The following is a 16,428-nucleotide window of genomic DNA, read 5'->3' on the forward strand; positions in this document are numbered from 1 at the left end:
CGACGTTGTCACCGCCGCAACTGGGTGATGGCGCGCCGGGCTGGTGGTCCACGACGGCCAAGGACAAGGCTCTGGATGCCTTCAACCAGCAGCCTGACCCCGCCAGGCGAGGCCCCTTGTGGGCCGGTGTGCAGCGGGTGGTGGCTGACGAAGTGCCCTATATCAACATGGGCAAGTTCTCAGCGCTGTCGGCCACCTCGGACAAGGTGCAGGGTTATGCCCCGAGTTTGTGGCCCGCGTTCTGGAACGTGAGCCTCAAGCGCTGATGCTGAGCTCATCGACGGCCTTGGTACGGCAGCGGGGTCTTCAAGAGTCCCGCTTGCTGTTCAATGTCCTGCCTGAGCAGCCCGGCGACCGCCGCCGAGGCTGCTGCTGTGTTCTCCCCTAATGCAAGGAGTGGGTGTGGTGCATCAAAATCCCTGGCGCAAAGCGGCCAGAGCCGTCGGGCGCCGAGCGTGGGGCATGTTGCTGGTTCTGGCCTTGGTGTCGGTTCTGGTCTTCGTCCTGACCCGGGCCGCTGCGGGCGACCCCATGGCGGTTTTGCTGGGTGACTCGGCCACCGAGCAGGACATCCTCCAGGCCCGTGCCCTGTACGGCCTGGACCAATCCCTCTGGGTTCAGTATCTGTATTGGCTGGGTCAGTTGCTGCAAGGCAATCTCGGGCAGTCCATTTTTCTCCAGATTCCAGTGACCACAGCCCTGTGGGAGCGGGCCGAGCCCACTTTCTGGCTGGCTTTGATGTCGTTGGCCGTGGCCGTGGCCATTGGCGTTCCCAGTGGCATGGCAGCGGCGGTCTGGCGAGGCAGCTGGCTCGATCAGATGGTCAGCGCCCTTGCCATGGTGGGCACCAGTTTGCCCAGCTTTTGGGCAGGCTTGTTGCTGATCCAACTGTTCGCTGTGCATCTGGGCTGGTTTCCTGCGTCGGGCTACGGCAGTCCAGACGCCCTGTTGCTTGAACGCTTGCACCACCTGGTGCTTCCAGCCATCGTGCTGGGCACGCTCAACTCGGCTTTGATCACCCGTTTTACCCGCGCCTCCATGCTCGACATTCTGGGAGAAGACTACATCCGGACCGCCCGCTCCAAAGGTTTGCCCGAAAGCCGCGTGGTGCTCAAGCACGCTTTGCGCAACGCCCTAGTACCCTTGCTCACGGTGGTGGGTTTGACGCTGGCGCTGCTCATCGGTGGCGCGGTGGTGACCGAAACGGTTTTCAACCTGCCGGGATTGGGCAATCTGGTGGTTCGTGCCGTGTTGCGGCGCGACTACCCCGTGATTCAGGGTGCCTTGCTGGTGATCGCGGGTATTTATGTGCTGATCAACTTCAGCGTGGACATGTTGTACGTCCTGGTGGATCCGAGGTTGCGTCATGGCTGAGTTCAAACGCTGGATGCGCGCCTTGTTTGCGCGACGGGTGGTGCTGTGGGCGGCCTTGACCCTGCTGGCCCTGCTGGTGGCCGCGTTGGTGGGGCCGTTGTTGCTGGAATCGGACGGCAACACGCTCAACGTGACCCAGCGCCTGCTGGCACCGGGGGCCCTCTACTGGATGGGAACGGACGAACTCGGCCGAGATGTGATGGCGCGAGCCCTTGAGGCAGGCCGTTACTCATTCGCCATTGGCGCAGCCACCGCTTTGCTGGCCGCTTTGGCTGGTGGACTGATGGGCTTGCTGGCCGGATTCTTCTCCCGCCTGGATGCGGTGTTGATGCGTCTGGTGGACGCGATGATGTCCTTCCCGGACATCTTGCTGGGTATTGCCCTGGTGTCGATCCTGGGGGCCAGCCCGGTCAATGTGGTGCTGGCCCTGGCCATCGTCTACACCCCTCGCGTGGCGCGGGTGGTGCGGGCTTCCACCCTGGTGATTCGTGAGCAGCCTTACATTGAGGCGGCGCGCGCGGTGGGCATTCCTCTGCCCCGCATGCTGTGGGTGCATGTGGTGCCCAATCTGCTCTCGCCGGCATTGGTGCAACTGACCTTCATTTTTGCCAATGCACTGCTGGCAGAGGCTGCACTGTCGTTTTTGGGTGTCGGGGTCGGTGCAGAGATCGCCACCTGGGGCTCCATGCTCTCGGGTGCCACCCAATATGCCGACCAGGCCCTGTGGCTGCTCCTGTTTCCCGGTCTGGCCATCGTGTTGTGCGCCCTGTCGCTGCAATTGCTGGGCGATGGCGTGCGTGATCTCATGGATCCCCGACTCAGAGGTCAATCATGAACCCATCTGCAAACAACCCGACAGCCATTGAAGGCCCATTCATGGCAGCAGCAGGAAACGACTGCCTGAGCGTTCGCGGCATGCACACCTGGCTGCACAGCCGCCAAGGGGGCACACCAGGCGATGTGCATCTGGTGCGGGGTATTGACTTTGACATCCGCTGTGGCCAGACGCTGGCCCTGGTGGGCGAGTCGGGCAGCGGCAAGTCCCTGACTTCCCTGTCTTTGATGCGCTTGCTCGCACGCAGCCAGACCTGGTCGCACCAAGGCAGCGCGCTCTTCACCGCAGCCGATGGGCGCCAGCATGATCTGCTCAGTGCCGAAGAAGCCACCCTGCGTGGATTGCGTGGCAACCACATGGCCATGATTTTTCAGGAGCCCATGACCTGTCTGAATCCCGTGCTGAGCATCGGCGACCAGCTCAGCGAACCCTTGCGCTTGCACAAAGGCCTGGACGCGCAGGCCGCACGCCTCGAAGCCCTGCGCGCGCTTGACGAGGTGGAAATCCCTGCAGCGGCTCAGCGCCTGGGCCACTATCCGCACCAGCTCTCGGGCGGAATGCGCCAGCGGGTGATGATCGCCATGGCCATGGTCTGCCGCCCGCGCCTGCTGATCGCCGATGAACCCACCACAGCGCTGGACGTCACGATTCAAGCGCAGATTCTCAAACTCATCACGCGGCTGCGAAAGGAGCGCGGCATGGCGGTCTTGTTCATCACCCACAACCTGGGTGTGGTGGCGCACCACGCCGATGACGTGGCCGTGATGTACGCCGGACAAATCGTGGAAGCCACGGCCGTGAAAACCCTGTTTTCCTCGCCTGTGCATCCCTACACCCAGGCCTTGTTGCGTTGCCTGCCCGGTCAGCGGCGGCTGGGCCGTGCCCGGCATGAGCTGGAATCGCCGGGCGATCCAGCGGCGAGTCCTGCTCTCTATGCCATTCGCGGACAAGCGCCCAGCATGGCGCAACTCGGTGGAGGCTGTGCATTTGCGCCCCGCTGCGACAGTGCCCAAACCGATTGCCAGACCCAGCCCCCCACCTGGCACCAGTTGACGCACCGCCAGTGGCGTTGTTCGATGAAAACCGATGCCGTGACGGAGGCTGCATGAACGAAGCATTGCTGCAAGTCAGAAATCTGAATGTGGTGTTTGGTCAAGGTGACCAGCAGGTCAAGGCGGTTTCCAACGTCAGTTTTTCCGTCGGCGCTGGTGAAATACTGGGTCTGGTTGGCGAGTCTGGCTCGGGCAAGAGCACGATCGGGCGCGCCTTGTTGCGGCTCGTACCGGCGGCCTCTGGCGAGGTGCTCTGGCGCGGGCGCGGTGTGCTGGATTTGCCCGCAGGGCCCATGCGAGCACTGCGCTCCCAAATGCAAATGGTGTTCCAGGACGCCAGCCTGAACCCCCGGCAGCGGGTGGGCAGCATGATCGAGGAGGTGCTCAGCCTGCACACGACGCTCGATCGCGCAGGGCGGCGTGCACAGATGCAGGCCTTGCTGGCGCGGGTGGGGCTTCGTGGGGATCAAGCCGAACGCTATCCGCACGAGTTCTCGGGCGGACAAAAGCAGCGCCTGGGCATTGCCCGCGCCCTGGCGGCCAAGCCCGCTTTCATCATCGCGGATGAACCGGTCTCGGCGCTGGATGTCTCCATCCAGGCCCAGGTGCTCAACCTGCTGAGCGATTTGCAGCGCGAACTGGGCCTGACAATGTTGTTCATCTCGCATGACCTGGATGTGGTGGAGCATCTGTGTGACCGTGTGGTGGTGCTGTACCTGGGTCGGGTGATGGAAATCGCCACGAAAAAAGACCTTTTTGAAGCACCCGCGCACCCCTACACGGTGGGCTTGCTCAAGGCCGCGCCCGTGGCCGACCCGATGGCACCCGAGCCGGAAATCACCTTGCAAGGAGAGCCCCCCAGCCCATTGGCGCCGCCCAGTGGGTGTGTGTTTCGTACCCGCTGCCCCCATGCCCGATCAATCTGCGCGCAAGAGATACCGCCGCTGCGGGCGCTGGCCGGCGGGCGTTCGGTGGCCTGTGTCCGCCTCGAAGAGATCGCGCAGGAGCCGCTCACCGCGGCGGCACTGGGGGCCCCGCCTGTTGAGAGCGCCTGTTCACCCCGAGAGACTGTCTGAAACTGCCCATGAAACGATCTTTGCCCCTGGAAAATGTGCCCGACGATGGGCCAACGGTCCCCCCGCCGCCAGCGGCCCCGGGCCTGCTCTCGCGCCTGGCCCACGAGCGGGCGCAGTTGCCGCAAGCCCAACAAAAAGTGGTCGATCTGCTGCTGGCCGATCCGCGCCGCTTCGTCAACGAGGGCGTGGAGCAGCTGTCGGCGTGGGCTGGCGTGTCCATGCCGAGCTTCATGCGCACCGCGCGCCGGATGGGATTCGAGGGTTTGCGCGATTTCCGGCTGGCCTTGGCACAGGACCTGGCGCGCCCAACGGCTGTTCACCGCACGGTGGGCCTGTCCGACACACCCACCGACGTGGTGAGCAAGATTGTGCAAGGAGCGGCCGCCTCCATCAGCGATCTGCATCAACAACTGGATGTGGCGGTATTGAACCAGGCAGCCGAGCGCATTGCGCTGGCACACCGGATCGATTGTTACAGCGCGGGTGCCACCTCCGGCTTCATGGCACAAGACCTGGAGCACCGCCTGTTCCGGCTGGGCAGACCTGCGCACGCCGTGGCCGATGCACACCAGCAGTTGATTTCGGCGGCCACCCTGGGTGCGGGCGGCGTCGCCGTGGCCATATCGCACGTCGGACGCATGCCTTTTTTGCTGGAGTCCGTGGCGTTCGCCCGCTCGGGCGGCGCCACCGTGATCGCCATCACCCAGCCGAACACGCCCCTGGCCGAGTGTGCCGACATCGTGCTGGGCGTGACCGTGCCGCCCGATGCCGTGATGCGGGTGGGCACAGAAGCCTACCTGGCCCACTTGATCGTGGTGGAAATTCTGTGCCTGCTGGTGCTGCAGAACCTGGGCCAGGCAGGTGTTCAACACCTGGCGCGCTTTCGCAACATGTTGCACGCACGCGGTCAAGACGCCGAAAGCCACCCCGCCACCACCTGGAACTGGAGTGCCGCGGAGCGTGACACATGAGTTCAGCGCGGGAGCATCTGTTTCGCAGACACGTGGTGATTGACGGTTCCGGGCAGCCCCCCTTTGTGGGGGATGTCAGGATTCGCGCGGGCCTGGTGGTGGAGATCGGCCAGGATCTGGCGGCTGCGTCCAGCGCGGTGCACGGGCATCACCTGCCGGGGCAAGAGGCCACGGTCAGTGATGGGCTGGGTCGATGGGCACTCTCACCAGGTTTTATTGATGTGCATACCCACGACGATGCACAAATCCTGTTGCAGCCAGAGATGCCGGCCAAAATTTCGCAGGGCGTGACCACGGTCGTGGCCGGCAACTGCGGACTTTCGCTGGTGCCTCTGGTCACCCAGAGGCCCGAAGCGCCGCTGGACATTTTGTCCACCACCTGCTTTCGGTTTTCCACGCTGGAACAGTACGCGCAGGCGGTGGATCAGGCACTTCCGGCCGTCAACCTGGCGGCCCTGGTCGGCCACACCGCCTTGCGTTGCAGCGTCATGCCCGAACTCGATCGTGCCGCCACCGAGCAAGAGGTTGCCCGCATGGGTGACTTGCTCTCGGATGCGCTGCAGGCCGGGGCACTGGGCCTGTCCAGCGGCGTGTTCTACAAACCTGCTTATGCGGCCGACATGGCCGAGCTGGTGGCCTTGTGCCGTCGCTGCGCAGCGCATGGGGGTATCTACGTGACCCACATCCGCACCGAACTCGACGGCATCCTGCAGGCGATGCAGGAAGCGGCGGACACGGCCAAAGCGGGCCAGGTCGGCCTGGTGTATTCCCACCACAAATGCGCCGGCCCCAAAAACTGGGGCCGCGCACTCCAGACGCTGGCCTTCATCGACCAGCTGCGACAGCAGCAGGAGGTGTCGCTGGACGTGTACCCCTACACGGCAGGATCGACCTTGTTGCGCGAAGACCTGATCGACCCAGCGATCGACATCCTGATCACCCGCAGCGAGCCGCACCCGCAGGTGGTGGGCCAGTACCTGGCCGACATTGCCCGCGAATGGGACATGGGTCTGATCGACTGCGCTCGCGCCCTCATGCCAGGTGGGGCGTGTTACTTCCAGGTCCATGAGCAGGATCTGCAACGGGTGCTGGCCCATCCCATGAGCATGATCGGTTCCGACGGCCTGCCCCACGATCAACGCCCCCATCCCCGGCTCTGGGGCACCTTCCCCCGCGTACTGGGGCACTACGCCCGCGATCTGGCACTGATGCCGCTGGAACAGGCGGTGCACAAAATGACCGGCCTGACCGCCCAGCGAATGGGGCTCAAAGACAGGGGCTGCATCGCAGTGGGCGCGGTGGCCGATCTGGTGGTGTTTGACCCGTCCAGCGTGGCCGATCGGGCCACCTATGCCCAGCCTGTCGCACCGAGCGAGGGCATTTTTCAAGTCTATGTGGGCGGTCACCTGGCTTGGTCGCACGGCCAGTTGATCGGTCGCCATGGTCGCTTCGTGCGCCGTGGTCAACGCTCGGAGTTTGCATGAACCGGCCTGTTTTCACCTCGAGCGGCGCACCCGGTCTGCAACCGATAGCGGCCCCGTCAGACCGAGCCTGGGACCTGGTGGCCATGGGTGAGGCCCTGGTGGAATACAACCAGAATGAGCGCACGCAGCAACGCCATTTCCTGCAGGGATTTGGGGGTGATACCTCGAATTTCCTGGTTGCTGCAGCCCGCCAGGGCAGCCGCGTGGCCTACCTCAGCGCCCTGGGCAGCGACGGACACGCGAACCTGCTGCGCCAGATGTGGACCGATGAAGGCGTCTGTCACGAGGCCGTGGCAACCCATCCGCAAGCCCCCACCGGGGTGTATTTCGTGCGCCACACCCACGCGGGCCACCAGTTCGACTTTTTGCGTGGCGGTTCAGCCGCCAGCCTGATGCGACCGGGTGCGCTGGATTGTTCGCTCCTGTCGGCCACGCGTGCCTTTCATTTCTCCGGTATTTCCATGGCGATTTCGGCCACGGCCTGCGACGCCGTTCTGCTGGCCGCTCAGCAAGCCCGTGAACACGGTGCCCTGGTGAGCTTCGACACCAACCTGAGAAAGTCCCTGTGGCCCCTGGCGCGCGCCCGGGCCATGAGCCGCGAGGCCATGGCCCTGTGCGACATCTGTCTGCCCAGCTGGGACGACATCACCGAGTTGACCGGTCTGTCCGAGCCTCAGGCCATCCTGGATCACTGCCTGGGACTGGGAGCCAAAGTCGTGGCCTTGAAGATGGGTGCTCAGGGCGCCTGGGTCGCGCAGCCGGGTGCGCGCCTGTACATTCCGGCTTTCAAAGTCGATGCCGTGGACGCCACGGGCGCGGGTGACACTTTTGGCGGCGTCTTTGTGAGTCAATGGCTGCGCCAACCGGACCTGCGGGAGGCCGGGCGCTACGCTTGCGCAGCGGCCGCCTTGTCCACGCAGGGGTATGGTGCCATCCATCCCATTCCGCACCGGCAGCAGGTGCAACACCTGCTGCAGGCAAGCCCCTGATTTTTTCATTTCCCCCACCATGTTTTCTTCACTGCTCAAGAGTTTCCCGCCGACCGCCGATGCATTGACGCGGTCACAAATTTGCGCTCAAGACTGGCAATTGCTGCGCGGCGATCTGGCCCTGCCACTGGCTGTGCTCAAACAACCCGCTCTGCAACACAACCTGCACTGGATGCGCGACTTCTGCGCCCAGCGTGGCCTGCACCTGGCACCGCACGGCAAGACCAGCATGTCGCCCGAGCTGTGGCAGATGCAACTCGACGCCGGGGCCTGGGGCATCAGTTTTGCCACCGTGTACCAGGCCTCGGTGGGCGCGCGCCATGGCGTACCCGTGCTGCTGATCGCCAACCAGGTCATTCAGCGTGCCGATCTGGACACGCTGGCGCTGCTGCACGCCGAGCGGGCGGACCTGCGATCGATGTTTCTGGTGGACTCGCCAGGACAGGTGGACGCGATCGAAGCCTGGGCCACCGACTGTGGCTTCAGCGGTCGCCTGGAGGTGCTGCTGGAGCTGGGCATCGAAGGCCAGCGCACCGGTTGCCGAACGGCGCAAGAAGCGCATCGACTCATGCAGCGCATCGCTGCCTCGCCCGTGTTGGACCTTGTCGGCATCGAGTGCTATGAAGGCGGTGGGGCAACGGGTGATCACGACAAGGACCGCGCCTTCGTGCAAGCGCTGATGGACCGGGTGGAAGCTTGCGCCCGCGAAGCCATTGCCCAGGGTTGGTTGGCCCATGAAGAGATCATCCTCACAGCAGGTGGTTCGGCCATTTTTGACCTGGTGGCCGAACGCCTGAGGCCCCAGCTGGGCCGCCCGGTGCGCGGGGTGCTGCGCTCGGGTTGTTACATCACGCACGACCATGGCGGCTATGCCCGCTTCCTGTGCTGCATCGCTCAACGGCTGCGTCTGCGCGAAACCCTCCAACCCGCGCTGGAGGTGCTTGCCTGCGTGCAGAGTTGCCCCGAACCCGGGCTTGCCCTGCTGTCCATGGGCAAGCGCGACGTGGCCCACGATCTGGCTTTGCCTCAGCCGATCTGGCGTGCGCATCCGCAAGACCGGAAACCGGGGGCCAGACCCCAGCCGGTGCCTGCGCATTGGCGGATCACCGCCTTGAACGATCAGCACAGCTACCTGACATTCGACGCCACGGCAGCGGCAGATGAGTGGCCCCGTCTGGGAGAGACCGTGGCCAGCGGCATGTCTCACCCCTGCACCACCTTTGACAAATGGCGCTGGATGCCGGTGGTGGACGATCAGTACCGTGTGGTCGACGCGGTGAGCACCTGGTTTTGAAGACCCCCCGTGGGCTGGGTCCTGTCGCATCGGACTGCTGACGAAGCGGCGCTGTGGCTACTCGTAGACGATGCTGGCGAGTCCCTGGTCGGCCTGCGCCGTCCAGCCCGCCAGCGCCGCGTCGGTAGGGAAAAACAGCGTGCGGTCGTCCAGCTGCAGTTCGCACTGAGCGCCCGGGCGCAGCAGGGACAGGCGCACCGGCAGGCCGCGCACCAGCTCGCCCTGGTCGGTCAGTTCGCGCTTGGGCGGGAATGCACGCACCAGCTCGGCCGCCAGTCGATGGGGTGTTTGAGGAAGTGGTGGGCGAGGGCGGTGCTGCCGCTCAAGCTCAAGCCCACTCGCCGGGAGTCATCTTCCACCCGGCCATCGGCGTGACTGCGGATACCGTGGCCCAAGTGCAGGCCAGCTTGCGCTTGCCGCTCCTGCGCGCCTTTGTGGGCCGGGGCCTGCTGGAGGGTTTTGAGGCCCAAGAGATGTTGGTGTACCGTAACAGCGGCTTCTCGGTGGACACCAGCGTGTGCATTGCAGCGCACGACCGCGCGGGCCTGGAGCGCTTGCTGCGGTACTGCGCGCGAGCGCCGTTTGCGCTTGAACTGCTGCGCAAAGCGGGCAGCGAGTTGGTCTACCGCTGCGCCAAGCAGCACAGCGAACCGGGTAGCAACCGGCGAGACCAACGCAGCGCAAAGCGAGGTGCAAAGCACGGGGCACAGGCCGACGAGCTGCACCTCACGCCGCTTGAACTCATCGCGCGCCTTGCCGCGCTGGTGTCGCCACCGCGCACCCACTGCCACCGCTACTTCGGCGTGCTGGCGACGAACTCGCCACACAGGGCAGCGGCGATGGCGCTGGCGTGCGGCGCAGCGCTGCAACCACTGGCCGAGCCAGTCGGTACGGGCGTGGGCGTGGTCGCACTTGGGGCAGGCAATCCGCCCCCAATCCAGACCGGGCCTGCTCAGCCGGTGCAGCCTTAAGCGACCAGCGCACTAGCTGTGGGCGGTGCGGATGGCCCGCATCTACGAGGTGTTCCCGCTGCTGTGCCCGATCTGTGGCGGGCAGATGCGAATCACAAGCCTTCATCACCTACATCGCTGACATCCGGCAAATACTGGAGTACATCGGGGTGGATGCAGAGCCACCGCACATCACCCCGGCACGTGGGCCAGCGCTGTGGGACGGGTGCGATGCGCCCATGGGCGAGGGTGTCGAAGTTGCGCCAAATTGGGATGAAGCGGCCTAAGTGGCGCCGGACTTTGAGGTCGATCAGCGCATCAGTTGGTCATGGTGGCTGGTAATGGGGGCAACAGCGGTTTTGTCAGGCGCTGCGGGGCAGGGCTGCGCGTGGCAGCGCCCAAAACGGTTCATACCGACAAATCTCTGGCAACTGACCCAGAGCAAGCGCTCAGGCAGGCCTAGCCTGAAGGCCTGTGATGCCCAAAACCTGGGACATAATCGCCCTCATGCGGTTGGATTTGCTATCCGTGATTGACTCAGCCCGCTCACCCTCATTGGAGACCCCCATGCCCACACTTTTTCAGTCTCGCCCACCATTCGCCCTGAACGCCCTGAACGCCCTGGTCGCCAGCGCAGCTCTGCTGGCCCTGCCAAGCGCCTGGGCGCAGCCCCTGCCCAAAGCCACGCCTGAATCGCAAGGCATGTCCACAGAGCGCTTGGCTGTCATTTCTTCAACCATGAAGCAAGAGGTCGCCAGCAACCGCTTGCCGGGCGCCGTGGTCATGGTGGCGCGCAATGGCAAGCTGGTGTACTCCGAAGCCTTTGGCAAAACCGGCCGGGCCGATGGCAGCGACATGAAAGAAGATTCCATTTTCAGAATCTATTCCATGACCAAACCGCTGGTGTCCACCGCGCTCATGATGCTGGTGGAAGACGGCAAAGTGCAGCTGACCGACCCCGTCTCTAAGTTTCTTCCGGCCTTTAAAAACCCGCAGGTCAGCGTGGCCTCCACCCACCCCGTCTCCGGCGTAGTGAGCTACAAAATGGTGGCCGCCAACCAAGAGCCCACCTTGCAAGACCTGTTGCGCCACACCTCGGGCTTGGCCTATGGCGAGCTCACCGCCAATGCCCCGGTCAAAGAGGCGTACGCCAAGTCCAAAGTGTTTTTACCCACCATCCCTTTTGACGCGCGCGGCATGAGCCCCAGCGAGATGTCGGACACCGTGGGCAAAGCCCCACTGGCCCAGCAGCCAGGCACCACTTGGGAGTACTCGCTCTCGGTAGACATCCAAGGCCGTGTGGTGGAAGCCGTCAGTGGCAAGCGCTTGGGTGACTTTTTGACCGAGCGCATGTTCTCTCCCTTGAAGATGAAAGACACAGGCTTTCATGTGCCTGCGGCCCAAGCCAGCCGCTTGGCTGAGGCCTTTGCCAAAGACCCGCTCACGGGTGTGGCCAACGTCTTGATTGATGTCTCCAAGCCGCCGGCCAACGACTCCGGCGGCGCCGGAGGCGTGGGCACAGCGGGCGACTACCTGCGCTACTGCCAGGCCATGCTCAACGGGGGCTCGCTCGATGGTGCGCGCATTTTGTCGCCGTCTACCGTTCGCCTGATGACGGCAGACCACCTGGGAGCCAGCATCAACACAACCACCAACCCGGGTCAGTTGCTGTTGGGCGTCAACGGCTACAGCTTTGGGCTGGGCTTTTTGGTCAGATCGCAAGACGGCTTGGCCCCCGTGCACGGCTCAGCGGGCGAGTTCATGTGGGCCGGCTTTGCCGGCACCTTCTTTTGGGCCGAGCCCAAAGAAAAACTGTGCGCGGTCTACATGACGCAATCGCCCAGCCCCTTGCGGGCGAGTTACCGCCGACTGATGAAAAACTTGGTGGCGCAAGCCATCAACTGACCTGAGCGCGGTGCACCTGCCGGCTCTTGCCTGCAGGCAAGCACCTGAAAAAGCAGCCATTTTCTTAGCCCTTCAGGAACTTGCCTGCAAGCGATGCGTGCCGTATAACGGGCATCACCTCAGGCGAACATTCGCCAGCAGGCTGGCTCCTACAAAGGGAAAGATGAAGGGCTGGTGTTCTGAATTTGTAGGCGCTTGCCTGCAAGCGAATAAGAGCCGATTTTGTGCTGCCCCAACGACCCGGACGACGCCAAGTTCTTGTCTGAAGTCGCTGGCACCAAGATCGACGAAGCCTTTATAGGCAGCTGCATGACCAACATCGGCCACTTCCGCGCGGCGGCCAAGCTGCTGGGCGGCCAACGCGACATCCCGGTCAAGCTGTGGGTGGCCCCACCGACCAAAATGGACGAGAGCGAGCTGATCAAGGAAGGCCACTACGCCAACTTCGGCGCCGCCGGTGCCCGCACCGAGATGCCCGGTTGCTCGTTGTGCATGGGCAACCAAGCCCAAGTGCGCGAAGGCGCCACCGTGGTGTCCACCAGCACGCGCAACTTCCCCAACCGCTTGGGCAAAAACGCCAACGTGTTCTTGGCCAGTGCCGAGTTGGCTGCGATCGCGTCCAAGCTGGGCCACATCCCCACGGTGGCCGAGTACCACGCCGCCATGGGCATCGTGAACAAAGACGGCGCGGCGATCTACAAGTACCTGAACTTCGACCAGTCAGGTGCAGGCATCATCCGCAAAATTCTGCAACACATCGGCGCAGAGTCAGAGCCACCGCGCATCACCCCACACTCGGGCTGCCGTTGTGGGACGTGTGCGACGCGCAGATAGGCGAGGGTGTCGAGCTTGAGCCCGATTGGGACAAGGCGGCCCAACTGGCGCTGGACTTTGAGGCCGATCAGCGCATCAGTGGGTGAGGGAAGGCGACAGCGGTTTTGCCAACGCTGCTAGGCAGGGCTGCGTCTGTCAATGCCAAAAATGCGCAAACCGAAAAATCTCGGGCAACTGGCCCTGAACATGGGCTCAGGCAGACCCAGCCTGAAGGCCTGTGATGTTCAAAACCTGGGCCATGATTGTCCTCATGCGGTTGGATTTCCTATCTGACCCTCAGAGACCGGGCTCAGTGTTTTGCGTGGGGCGCAGGCCCGAGTTGTTCCGGTGGCATGGGCCCACCGGGGTAGCTTCGGTAGCTGCGAGAGCTCAGAAGGTTGGGGTAGCGTTCAATTGAAATGAAGGACTTGATGCGTGCCCGCAGCAGCAAGACCCCATGGATGCACGCGATTCGCCACTGCGGGGGCGTGGCCCAGCCCAAGGCTTGGCGCAATGTAGGCCTGAGCATGCAGACCACAATGGGCTGCACCCAGCGCTGCAGCATTGACGGGAACCAGTGCGCCATCACCGACAGTGTGGCTTGCGCCACCCGTGCATTGCTTGCGTCATAGAGCATTTCGTTTTGTTCGTAGGTTTGGATCCAGAGGTCAAAGCTGGCCTTGTCCACAGGCAAGTCGTGCAAACCCATGCGCTGACCGATTGCGATCCAGTAGTTAAACCAAGCGTGGCTTTCATGCGCCGTGAAAGTGCGCCAGCCAAATGACGCCATCCAGACCATGGGAAAGTCGATAAAGGTCCACAGCACAAACAGAAAATCATCGTTGCGAATGCGGTAGCGGGCATGGATGGCATTCATGCGCTCAATGGCACGGTGCCCAAGATCTTGGTCCCACCCCGCTTCCATGAATTGTGCAATCAGCATGCTGGTGTCGTCGTAGCGTTGCTGGCCACGCTGTGCAAACTCTCCAGTGCCGTCAAGCAAGCGCGATACCGAACGACTGCCAAAGGTGTGAAACAAGGCCAGTTCCAGAGAACGGGTGATGTCAAAGGGAAATTCATAGCAAGTCAACAAATAAACAATGCGCTGGCAGTCAGCTTGGGCATCGAGTTGACTGATTTCTTGCCGAATTTGCGGCGCATGAAATATTTTCCAGGGGCGACGGTAAACCGGCCCGGGAGGGATTTGGGCAACGGTGGTGGTGGTGTGGAAAGGACAAAGATGAGCAGTCATGCGAAGGGATGGAAATGCATACACAAATTGACAACGATGGTACGTTTTTTTGGCGACCTCTTTCCCGTTTTGTCGATCGCTCTGTCCAAGGTGTCCACCAATTTTTGCAGCTTTCAAGCTTCATTGCGTTCCTGGCCTCGGCTGGGACGCCCGAAAGACCAAGGCAGGCATTTGAGTTTTTTTGCGAATGAACTTGACGAAATTACTGGCCTCTTCAAAGCCCAACTCTCGGCCAATTGTCTGCACTTGCATGGAAGTGTGGGCCAGCAATCGCTTGGCTTCCAAAACCAAGCGCTGGTGGATTGCCGTTTTGGCGGGCATGCCTCAGGCGGCCAAACAAACTCGGCTCAAGGTCTTGTCGTTCATGCCCAGAGCAAAGGCGCAGTGCGTGGTTTTCTGGGCGTATCGGGCGTATCAGGCGTATCGGGCGAAAGAACCGACCTGCGCACTTTGCGCGCCTGCAGTTCTGACGCCGCACTGTTTGCCGCCGAGCTGTTTTCACACCGCGTGGTGCGCGAATTGGGGCACTCAGCGCCTGCATCGGTGGCCTCGATGTGTTGGTCTTTACCGGCGGCATTGGCGAACACGATACCGTGTTGCGCCAACAAGCGGGCAAGTCCTTGGCATAACTCGGCGTGCAGGTGAATGCGGCGTGCAAGGCAAAGGCCACAAGCGACCGTGTTGCTTCAATTCACACCGGCAATGGTTCCATTGAGGTGTGGGTGATCCCCACAGGCGAAGTCCATGTGGCCGCACAAGACGCACTGGTATTTTTATAAAAACAATTCAGCTGGTGCCGCCCAAACGCCCAAACGCCCAAACGCCCAGCGCACAGGCTGTGGGCGGCGCTGATCGCCCGCATCTACCAGGTGTTGCCGTTGTTGTGCCCGATCTGCGCTGGCCAAATATCCCGTGGTTTTTGTGGCCCGGCCGATGTGGCCATGTCCTCGTTTGTCTGAGCACGGTCAAACGACGGGGCAAAATGGGCCACAAGGCCCAGGGGTGTGGGCGATTTCATTCGCCCCAATCGGGCAACTTGACGACTCTTTTTTACCCCATGACACAGCACCGATTTGACCTGCAAGACCTGCCTGCAACGCCTTGGAAAAACGGCGGTGGCCTGACCCGCGAAGTGCTCTGGCAACCCGCGGGTGCAAGCTTGAATGATTTTGACTGGCGTGTAAGCGTTGCACAAATCGACAACGATGGCCCTTTTTCTGCCTTTCCCGGCGTGGACAGGGTGATCACTTTGATCGGCGGTGCTGGGGTGCAGTTGTGCAGCGAGGGGGGCCAAGTTCAGCATCGCTTGGGCACGCCGCTTTCGCCCTTTGCGTTTTCTGGAGATCTGGCCATTCAAGGCCATTTGCTGGATGGGGCTTGCCAGGTGTTCAACGTCCTGACGCGCCGCACCGTGTGCTGCGCCCAAGTACACATCGTGCGCAGCGCCTGTGACTGGCCAGCCCACAGCCAAGGCCTGTTCATGGCGTTGCAAGGCCAGTGGCAGACAGGCAGCGATCAGGCCCAGCCACTCATGCCTCAGCAAGGTCTGTGGTGGCAAGGTGCGGCGCTGTCTTGGCAACTTCGCCCGCTGGGCGCTGAGCCGGTGCTTTTGGCCCTGACTTTGACGCATTTGGCCATTTGAGCGGGTGGCAGGCAAGCCCTGCCAAGTCCCCAGTGGGCGCGGCCTAGGCCGTGCCGTGCAGTCCTGTTGGTTGTGGCTTTCGTGCGGCCACAACTGTGGCGTCAGACCGATCAGGAAAACTGTGGTCTGTCCCCTCACGCAAACCAGCGCATCAAGCGCTTTTGTGCCTGCCCACCTGTTTGCCCAAGAGTGGCAAGCCCGCATCCATCTGGCCGCGTGATACCGACTGTTCGCGCAACACGGCCGCGCCGACAGGATCTACGCCCACATTCCCAACAAGCGCAGCAAGGTTTGGCTTTGAGTTTGCAAGAACGCCAGCGTTGGACCAGTGCCGAGTTGGTCGCCATCGCGTCCAAGCAGGGCCAAATTGCCACGGCGGCCGAGTGAGTATGGGATGCCATGGGCATTTTGAACAAGGATGGCGCTGCAGTCTGCAAGTGCCTGAACTTCAATAAGATTGACGAGTGCCTGGAGAACGCGAAGGGTGTGAGCGCCTGCAATCATCCAAACAGTCCCCAATGTGCAAGCTTGTAAAGCCCCAAGCTGGAAATAATGAGTTTAAAAGTGTGCAATACTGGTTCTTATTAAGTTGGATTGACCATCCTTTTGTACCAACATTCAGGGCGTTGGCATGCACGATTTAAAAAGTTGGAAGAGTTGGGTTTGAAGTGGACCCCGAATTTGGGACAGGTGTTTAAGTGGGACACTGTCCAAAGAAATGGGTTACCAATGACTGAAACAAAAAAGCGCAGGCTTCATCCACCCGAGCTCAAGGCCAAGCTGGGCTTGGA

14 protein-coding genes and 4 pseudogenes are annotated in these 16,428 nt (G+C 62.4%); 14 read left to right on the forward strand and 4 right to left on the reverse strand.

Annotated elements, in window-relative coordinates; all coding sequences use genetic code 11:
- From ACIQ39_RS13060 to ACIQ39_RS13100, 9 genes and pseudogenes are all read left to right on the forward strand, one after another.
- A pseudogene (locus ACIQ39_RS13060) lies at positions 1–266 on the forward strand (ABC transporter substrate-binding protein); the annotation flags it as partial.
- Between the two features lie 139 nt (positions 267–405).
- Complete coding sequence (locus ACIQ39_RS13065; RefSeq protein WP_396435040.1) at positions 406–1,374, forward strand: ABC transporter permease; 969 nt, start codon at positions 406–408, stop codon at positions 1,372–1,374.
- Positions 1,367–2,209 (forward strand): ABC transporter permease, encoded by an 843-nt coding sequence (locus ACIQ39_RS13070; RefSeq protein ID WP_396435041.1) that lies wholly within the window; start codon positions 1,367–1,369, stop codon positions 2,207–2,209. Before ACIQ39_RS13065 ends, ACIQ39_RS13070 begins: the two co-directional genes overlap by 8 nt.
- Positions 2,210–2,250: 41 nt before the next feature.
- The gene (locus ACIQ39_RS13075; RefSeq protein WP_396435051.1) at positions 2,251–3,318 is read left to right on the forward strand and encodes an ABC transporter ATP-binding protein; all 1,068 of its coding nucleotides are present in this window, start codon (positions 2,251–2,253) and stop codon (positions 3,316–3,318) included.
- On the forward strand, positions 3,315–4,337 hold the full coding sequence (locus ACIQ39_RS13080; RefSeq protein ID WP_396435042.1) for an ABC transporter ATP-binding protein: 1,023 nt from the start codon (positions 3,315–3,317) through the stop codon (positions 4,335–4,337). The genes ACIQ39_RS13075 and ACIQ39_RS13080 overlap by 4 nt, the downstream gene beginning before the upstream one ends.
- An 8-nt stretch (positions 4,338–4,345) precedes the next feature.
- Entirely contained in the window at positions 4,346–5,308 is a 963-nt protein-coding gene (locus ACIQ39_RS13085; protein WP_396435043.1) for a MurR/RpiR family transcriptional regulator, read from the forward strand.
- Positions 5,305–6,792: an amidohydrolase family protein gene (locus ACIQ39_RS13090; RefSeq protein ID WP_396435044.1), complete on the forward strand. Its 1,488-nt coding sequence runs from the start codon at positions 5,305–5,307 to the stop codon at positions 6,790–6,792. The genes ACIQ39_RS13085 and ACIQ39_RS13090 overlap by 4 nt, the downstream gene beginning before the upstream one ends.
- Before the next feature lie 83 nt (positions 6,793–6,875).
- Positions 6,876–7,781, forward strand: coding sequence for a sugar kinase (locus ACIQ39_RS13095; RefSeq protein ID WP_396435052.1), 906 nt, complete (start codon positions 6,876–6,878; stop codon positions 7,779–7,781).
- Positions 7,782–7,800: 19 nt separating this feature from the next.
- On the forward strand, positions 7,801–9,075 hold the full coding sequence (locus ACIQ39_RS13100; RefSeq protein WP_396435045.1) for an alanine racemase: 1,275 nt from the start codon (positions 7,801–7,803) through the stop codon (positions 9,073–9,075).
- Positions 9,076–9,132: 57 nt separating this feature from the next.
- Here the strand turns inward: ACIQ39_RS13100 and ACIQ39_RS13105 are convergent.
- Positions 9,133–9,345, reverse strand: a pseudogene (locus ACIQ39_RS13105) (hypothetical protein); the annotation flags it as partial.
- Between the two features lie 5 nt (positions 9,346–9,350).
- Between ACIQ39_RS13105 and ACIQ39_RS13110 the strand changes: the two are divergent.
- The 3 genes and pseudogenes from ACIQ39_RS13110 to ACIQ39_RS13120 all read left to right on the forward strand — a co-directional run.
- Positions 9,351–10,312: pseudogene (locus ACIQ39_RS13110) on the forward strand (transposase); the annotation flags it as partial.
- A 280-nt stretch (positions 10,313–10,592) separates the two neighbouring features.
- A complete protein-coding gene (locus ACIQ39_RS13115; protein WP_396435046.1) occupies positions 10,593–11,930 on the forward strand; it encodes a serine hydrolase domain-containing protein in 1,338 nt (445 codons plus the stop codon).
- Between the two features lie 213 nt (positions 11,931–12,143).
- Positions 12,144–12,650 (forward strand): annotated as a pseudogene (locus ACIQ39_RS13120) (aconitase family protein); the annotation flags it as partial.
- A gap of 403 nt (positions 12,651–13,053) precedes the next feature.
- Here ACIQ39_RS13120 and ACIQ39_RS13125 read toward each other — a convergent pair.
- The 3 genes from ACIQ39_RS13125 to ACIQ39_RS13135 all read right to left on the reverse strand — a co-directional run bounded on the left by ACIQ39_RS13125 (position 13,054) and on the right by ACIQ39_RS13135 (position 14,603).
- Entirely contained in the window at positions 13,054–13,782 is a 729-nt protein-coding gene (locus tag ACIQ39_RS13125; protein WP_396435053.1) for an oxygenase MpaB family protein, read from the reverse strand.
- Positions 13,783–14,115: 333 nt separating this feature from the next.
- Entirely contained in the window at positions 14,116–14,316 is a 201-nt protein-coding gene (locus ACIQ39_RS13130) for a helix-turn-helix domain-containing protein (RefSeq protein WP_396435047.1), read from the reverse strand.
- Between the two features lie 41 nt (positions 14,317–14,357).
- Positions 14,358–14,603, reverse strand: coding sequence for a hypothetical protein (locus tag ACIQ39_RS13135; RefSeq protein ID WP_396435048.1), 246 nt, complete (start codon positions 14,601–14,603; stop codon positions 14,358–14,360).
- 449 nt (positions 14,604–15,052) lie between these two features.
- On the opposite strand from ACIQ39_RS13135, the gene ACIQ39_RS13140 reads away from it, so the two are divergent.
- Positions 15,053–15,637: a HutD family protein gene (locus tag ACIQ39_RS13140; RefSeq protein ID WP_396435049.1), complete on the forward strand. Its 585-nt coding sequence runs from the start codon at positions 15,053–15,055 to the stop codon at positions 15,635–15,637.
- A gap of 594 nt (positions 15,638–16,231) precedes the next feature.
- On the forward strand, positions 16,232–16,428 hold a 197-nt coding region (locus ACIQ39_RS13145), incomplete at its 3' end, for a hypothetical protein (protein ID WP_396435050.1).

The sequence above is a fragment of the Limnohabitans sp. genome (assembly GCF_044361645.1).
In the GTDB taxonomy this organism is placed as follows: Bacteria; Pseudomonadota; Gammaproteobacteria; order Burkholderiales; family Burkholderiaceae_C; genus Limnohabitans_A.

What these genes read in the sequence shown, in the direction of transcription:
- ACIQ39_RS13070 (WP_396435041.1), top strand. Translation starts at nt 1,367, where the DNA reads ATGGCTGAGTTCAAACGCTGGATGCGCGCCTTGTTTGCGCGACGGGTG.
- ACIQ39_RS13075 (WP_396435051.1), top strand. Translation starts at nt 2,251, where the DNA reads ATGGCAGCAGCAGGAAACGACTGCCTGAGCGTTCGCGGCATGCACACC.
- ACIQ39_RS13080 (WP_396435042.1), top strand. Translation starts at nt 3,315, where the DNA reads ATGAACGAAGCATTGCTGCAAGTCAGAAATCTGAATGTGGTGTTTGGT.
- ACIQ39_RS13085 (WP_396435043.1), top strand. Translation starts at nt 4,346, where the DNA reads ATGAAACGATCTTTGCCCCTGGAAAATGTGCCCGACGATGGGCCAACG.
- ACIQ39_RS13090 (WP_396435044.1), top strand. Translation starts at nt 5,305, where the DNA reads ATGAGTTCAGCGCGGGAGCATCTGTTTCGCAGACACGTGGTGATTGAC.
- ACIQ39_RS13095 (WP_396435052.1), top strand. Translation starts at nt 6,876, where the DNA reads ATGGGTGAGGCCCTGGTGGAATACAACCAGAATGAGCGCACGCAGCAA.
- ACIQ39_RS13100 (WP_396435045.1), top strand. Translation starts at nt 7,801, where the DNA reads ATGTTTTCTTCACTGCTCAAGAGTTTCCCGCCGACCGCCGATGCATTG.
- ACIQ39_RS13115 (WP_396435046.1), top strand. Translation starts at nt 10,593, where the DNA reads ATGCCCACACTTTTTCAGTCTCGCCCACCATTCGCCCTGAACGCCCTG.
- ACIQ39_RS13130 (WP_396435047.1), bottom strand. Translation starts at nt 14,316, where the DNA reads ATGCCCGCCAAAACGGCAATCCACCAGCGCTTGGTTTTGGAAGCCAAG.
- ACIQ39_RS13140 (WP_396435049.1), top strand. Translation starts at nt 15,053, where the DNA reads ATGACACAGCACCGATTTGACCTGCAAGACCTGCCTGCAACGCCTTGG.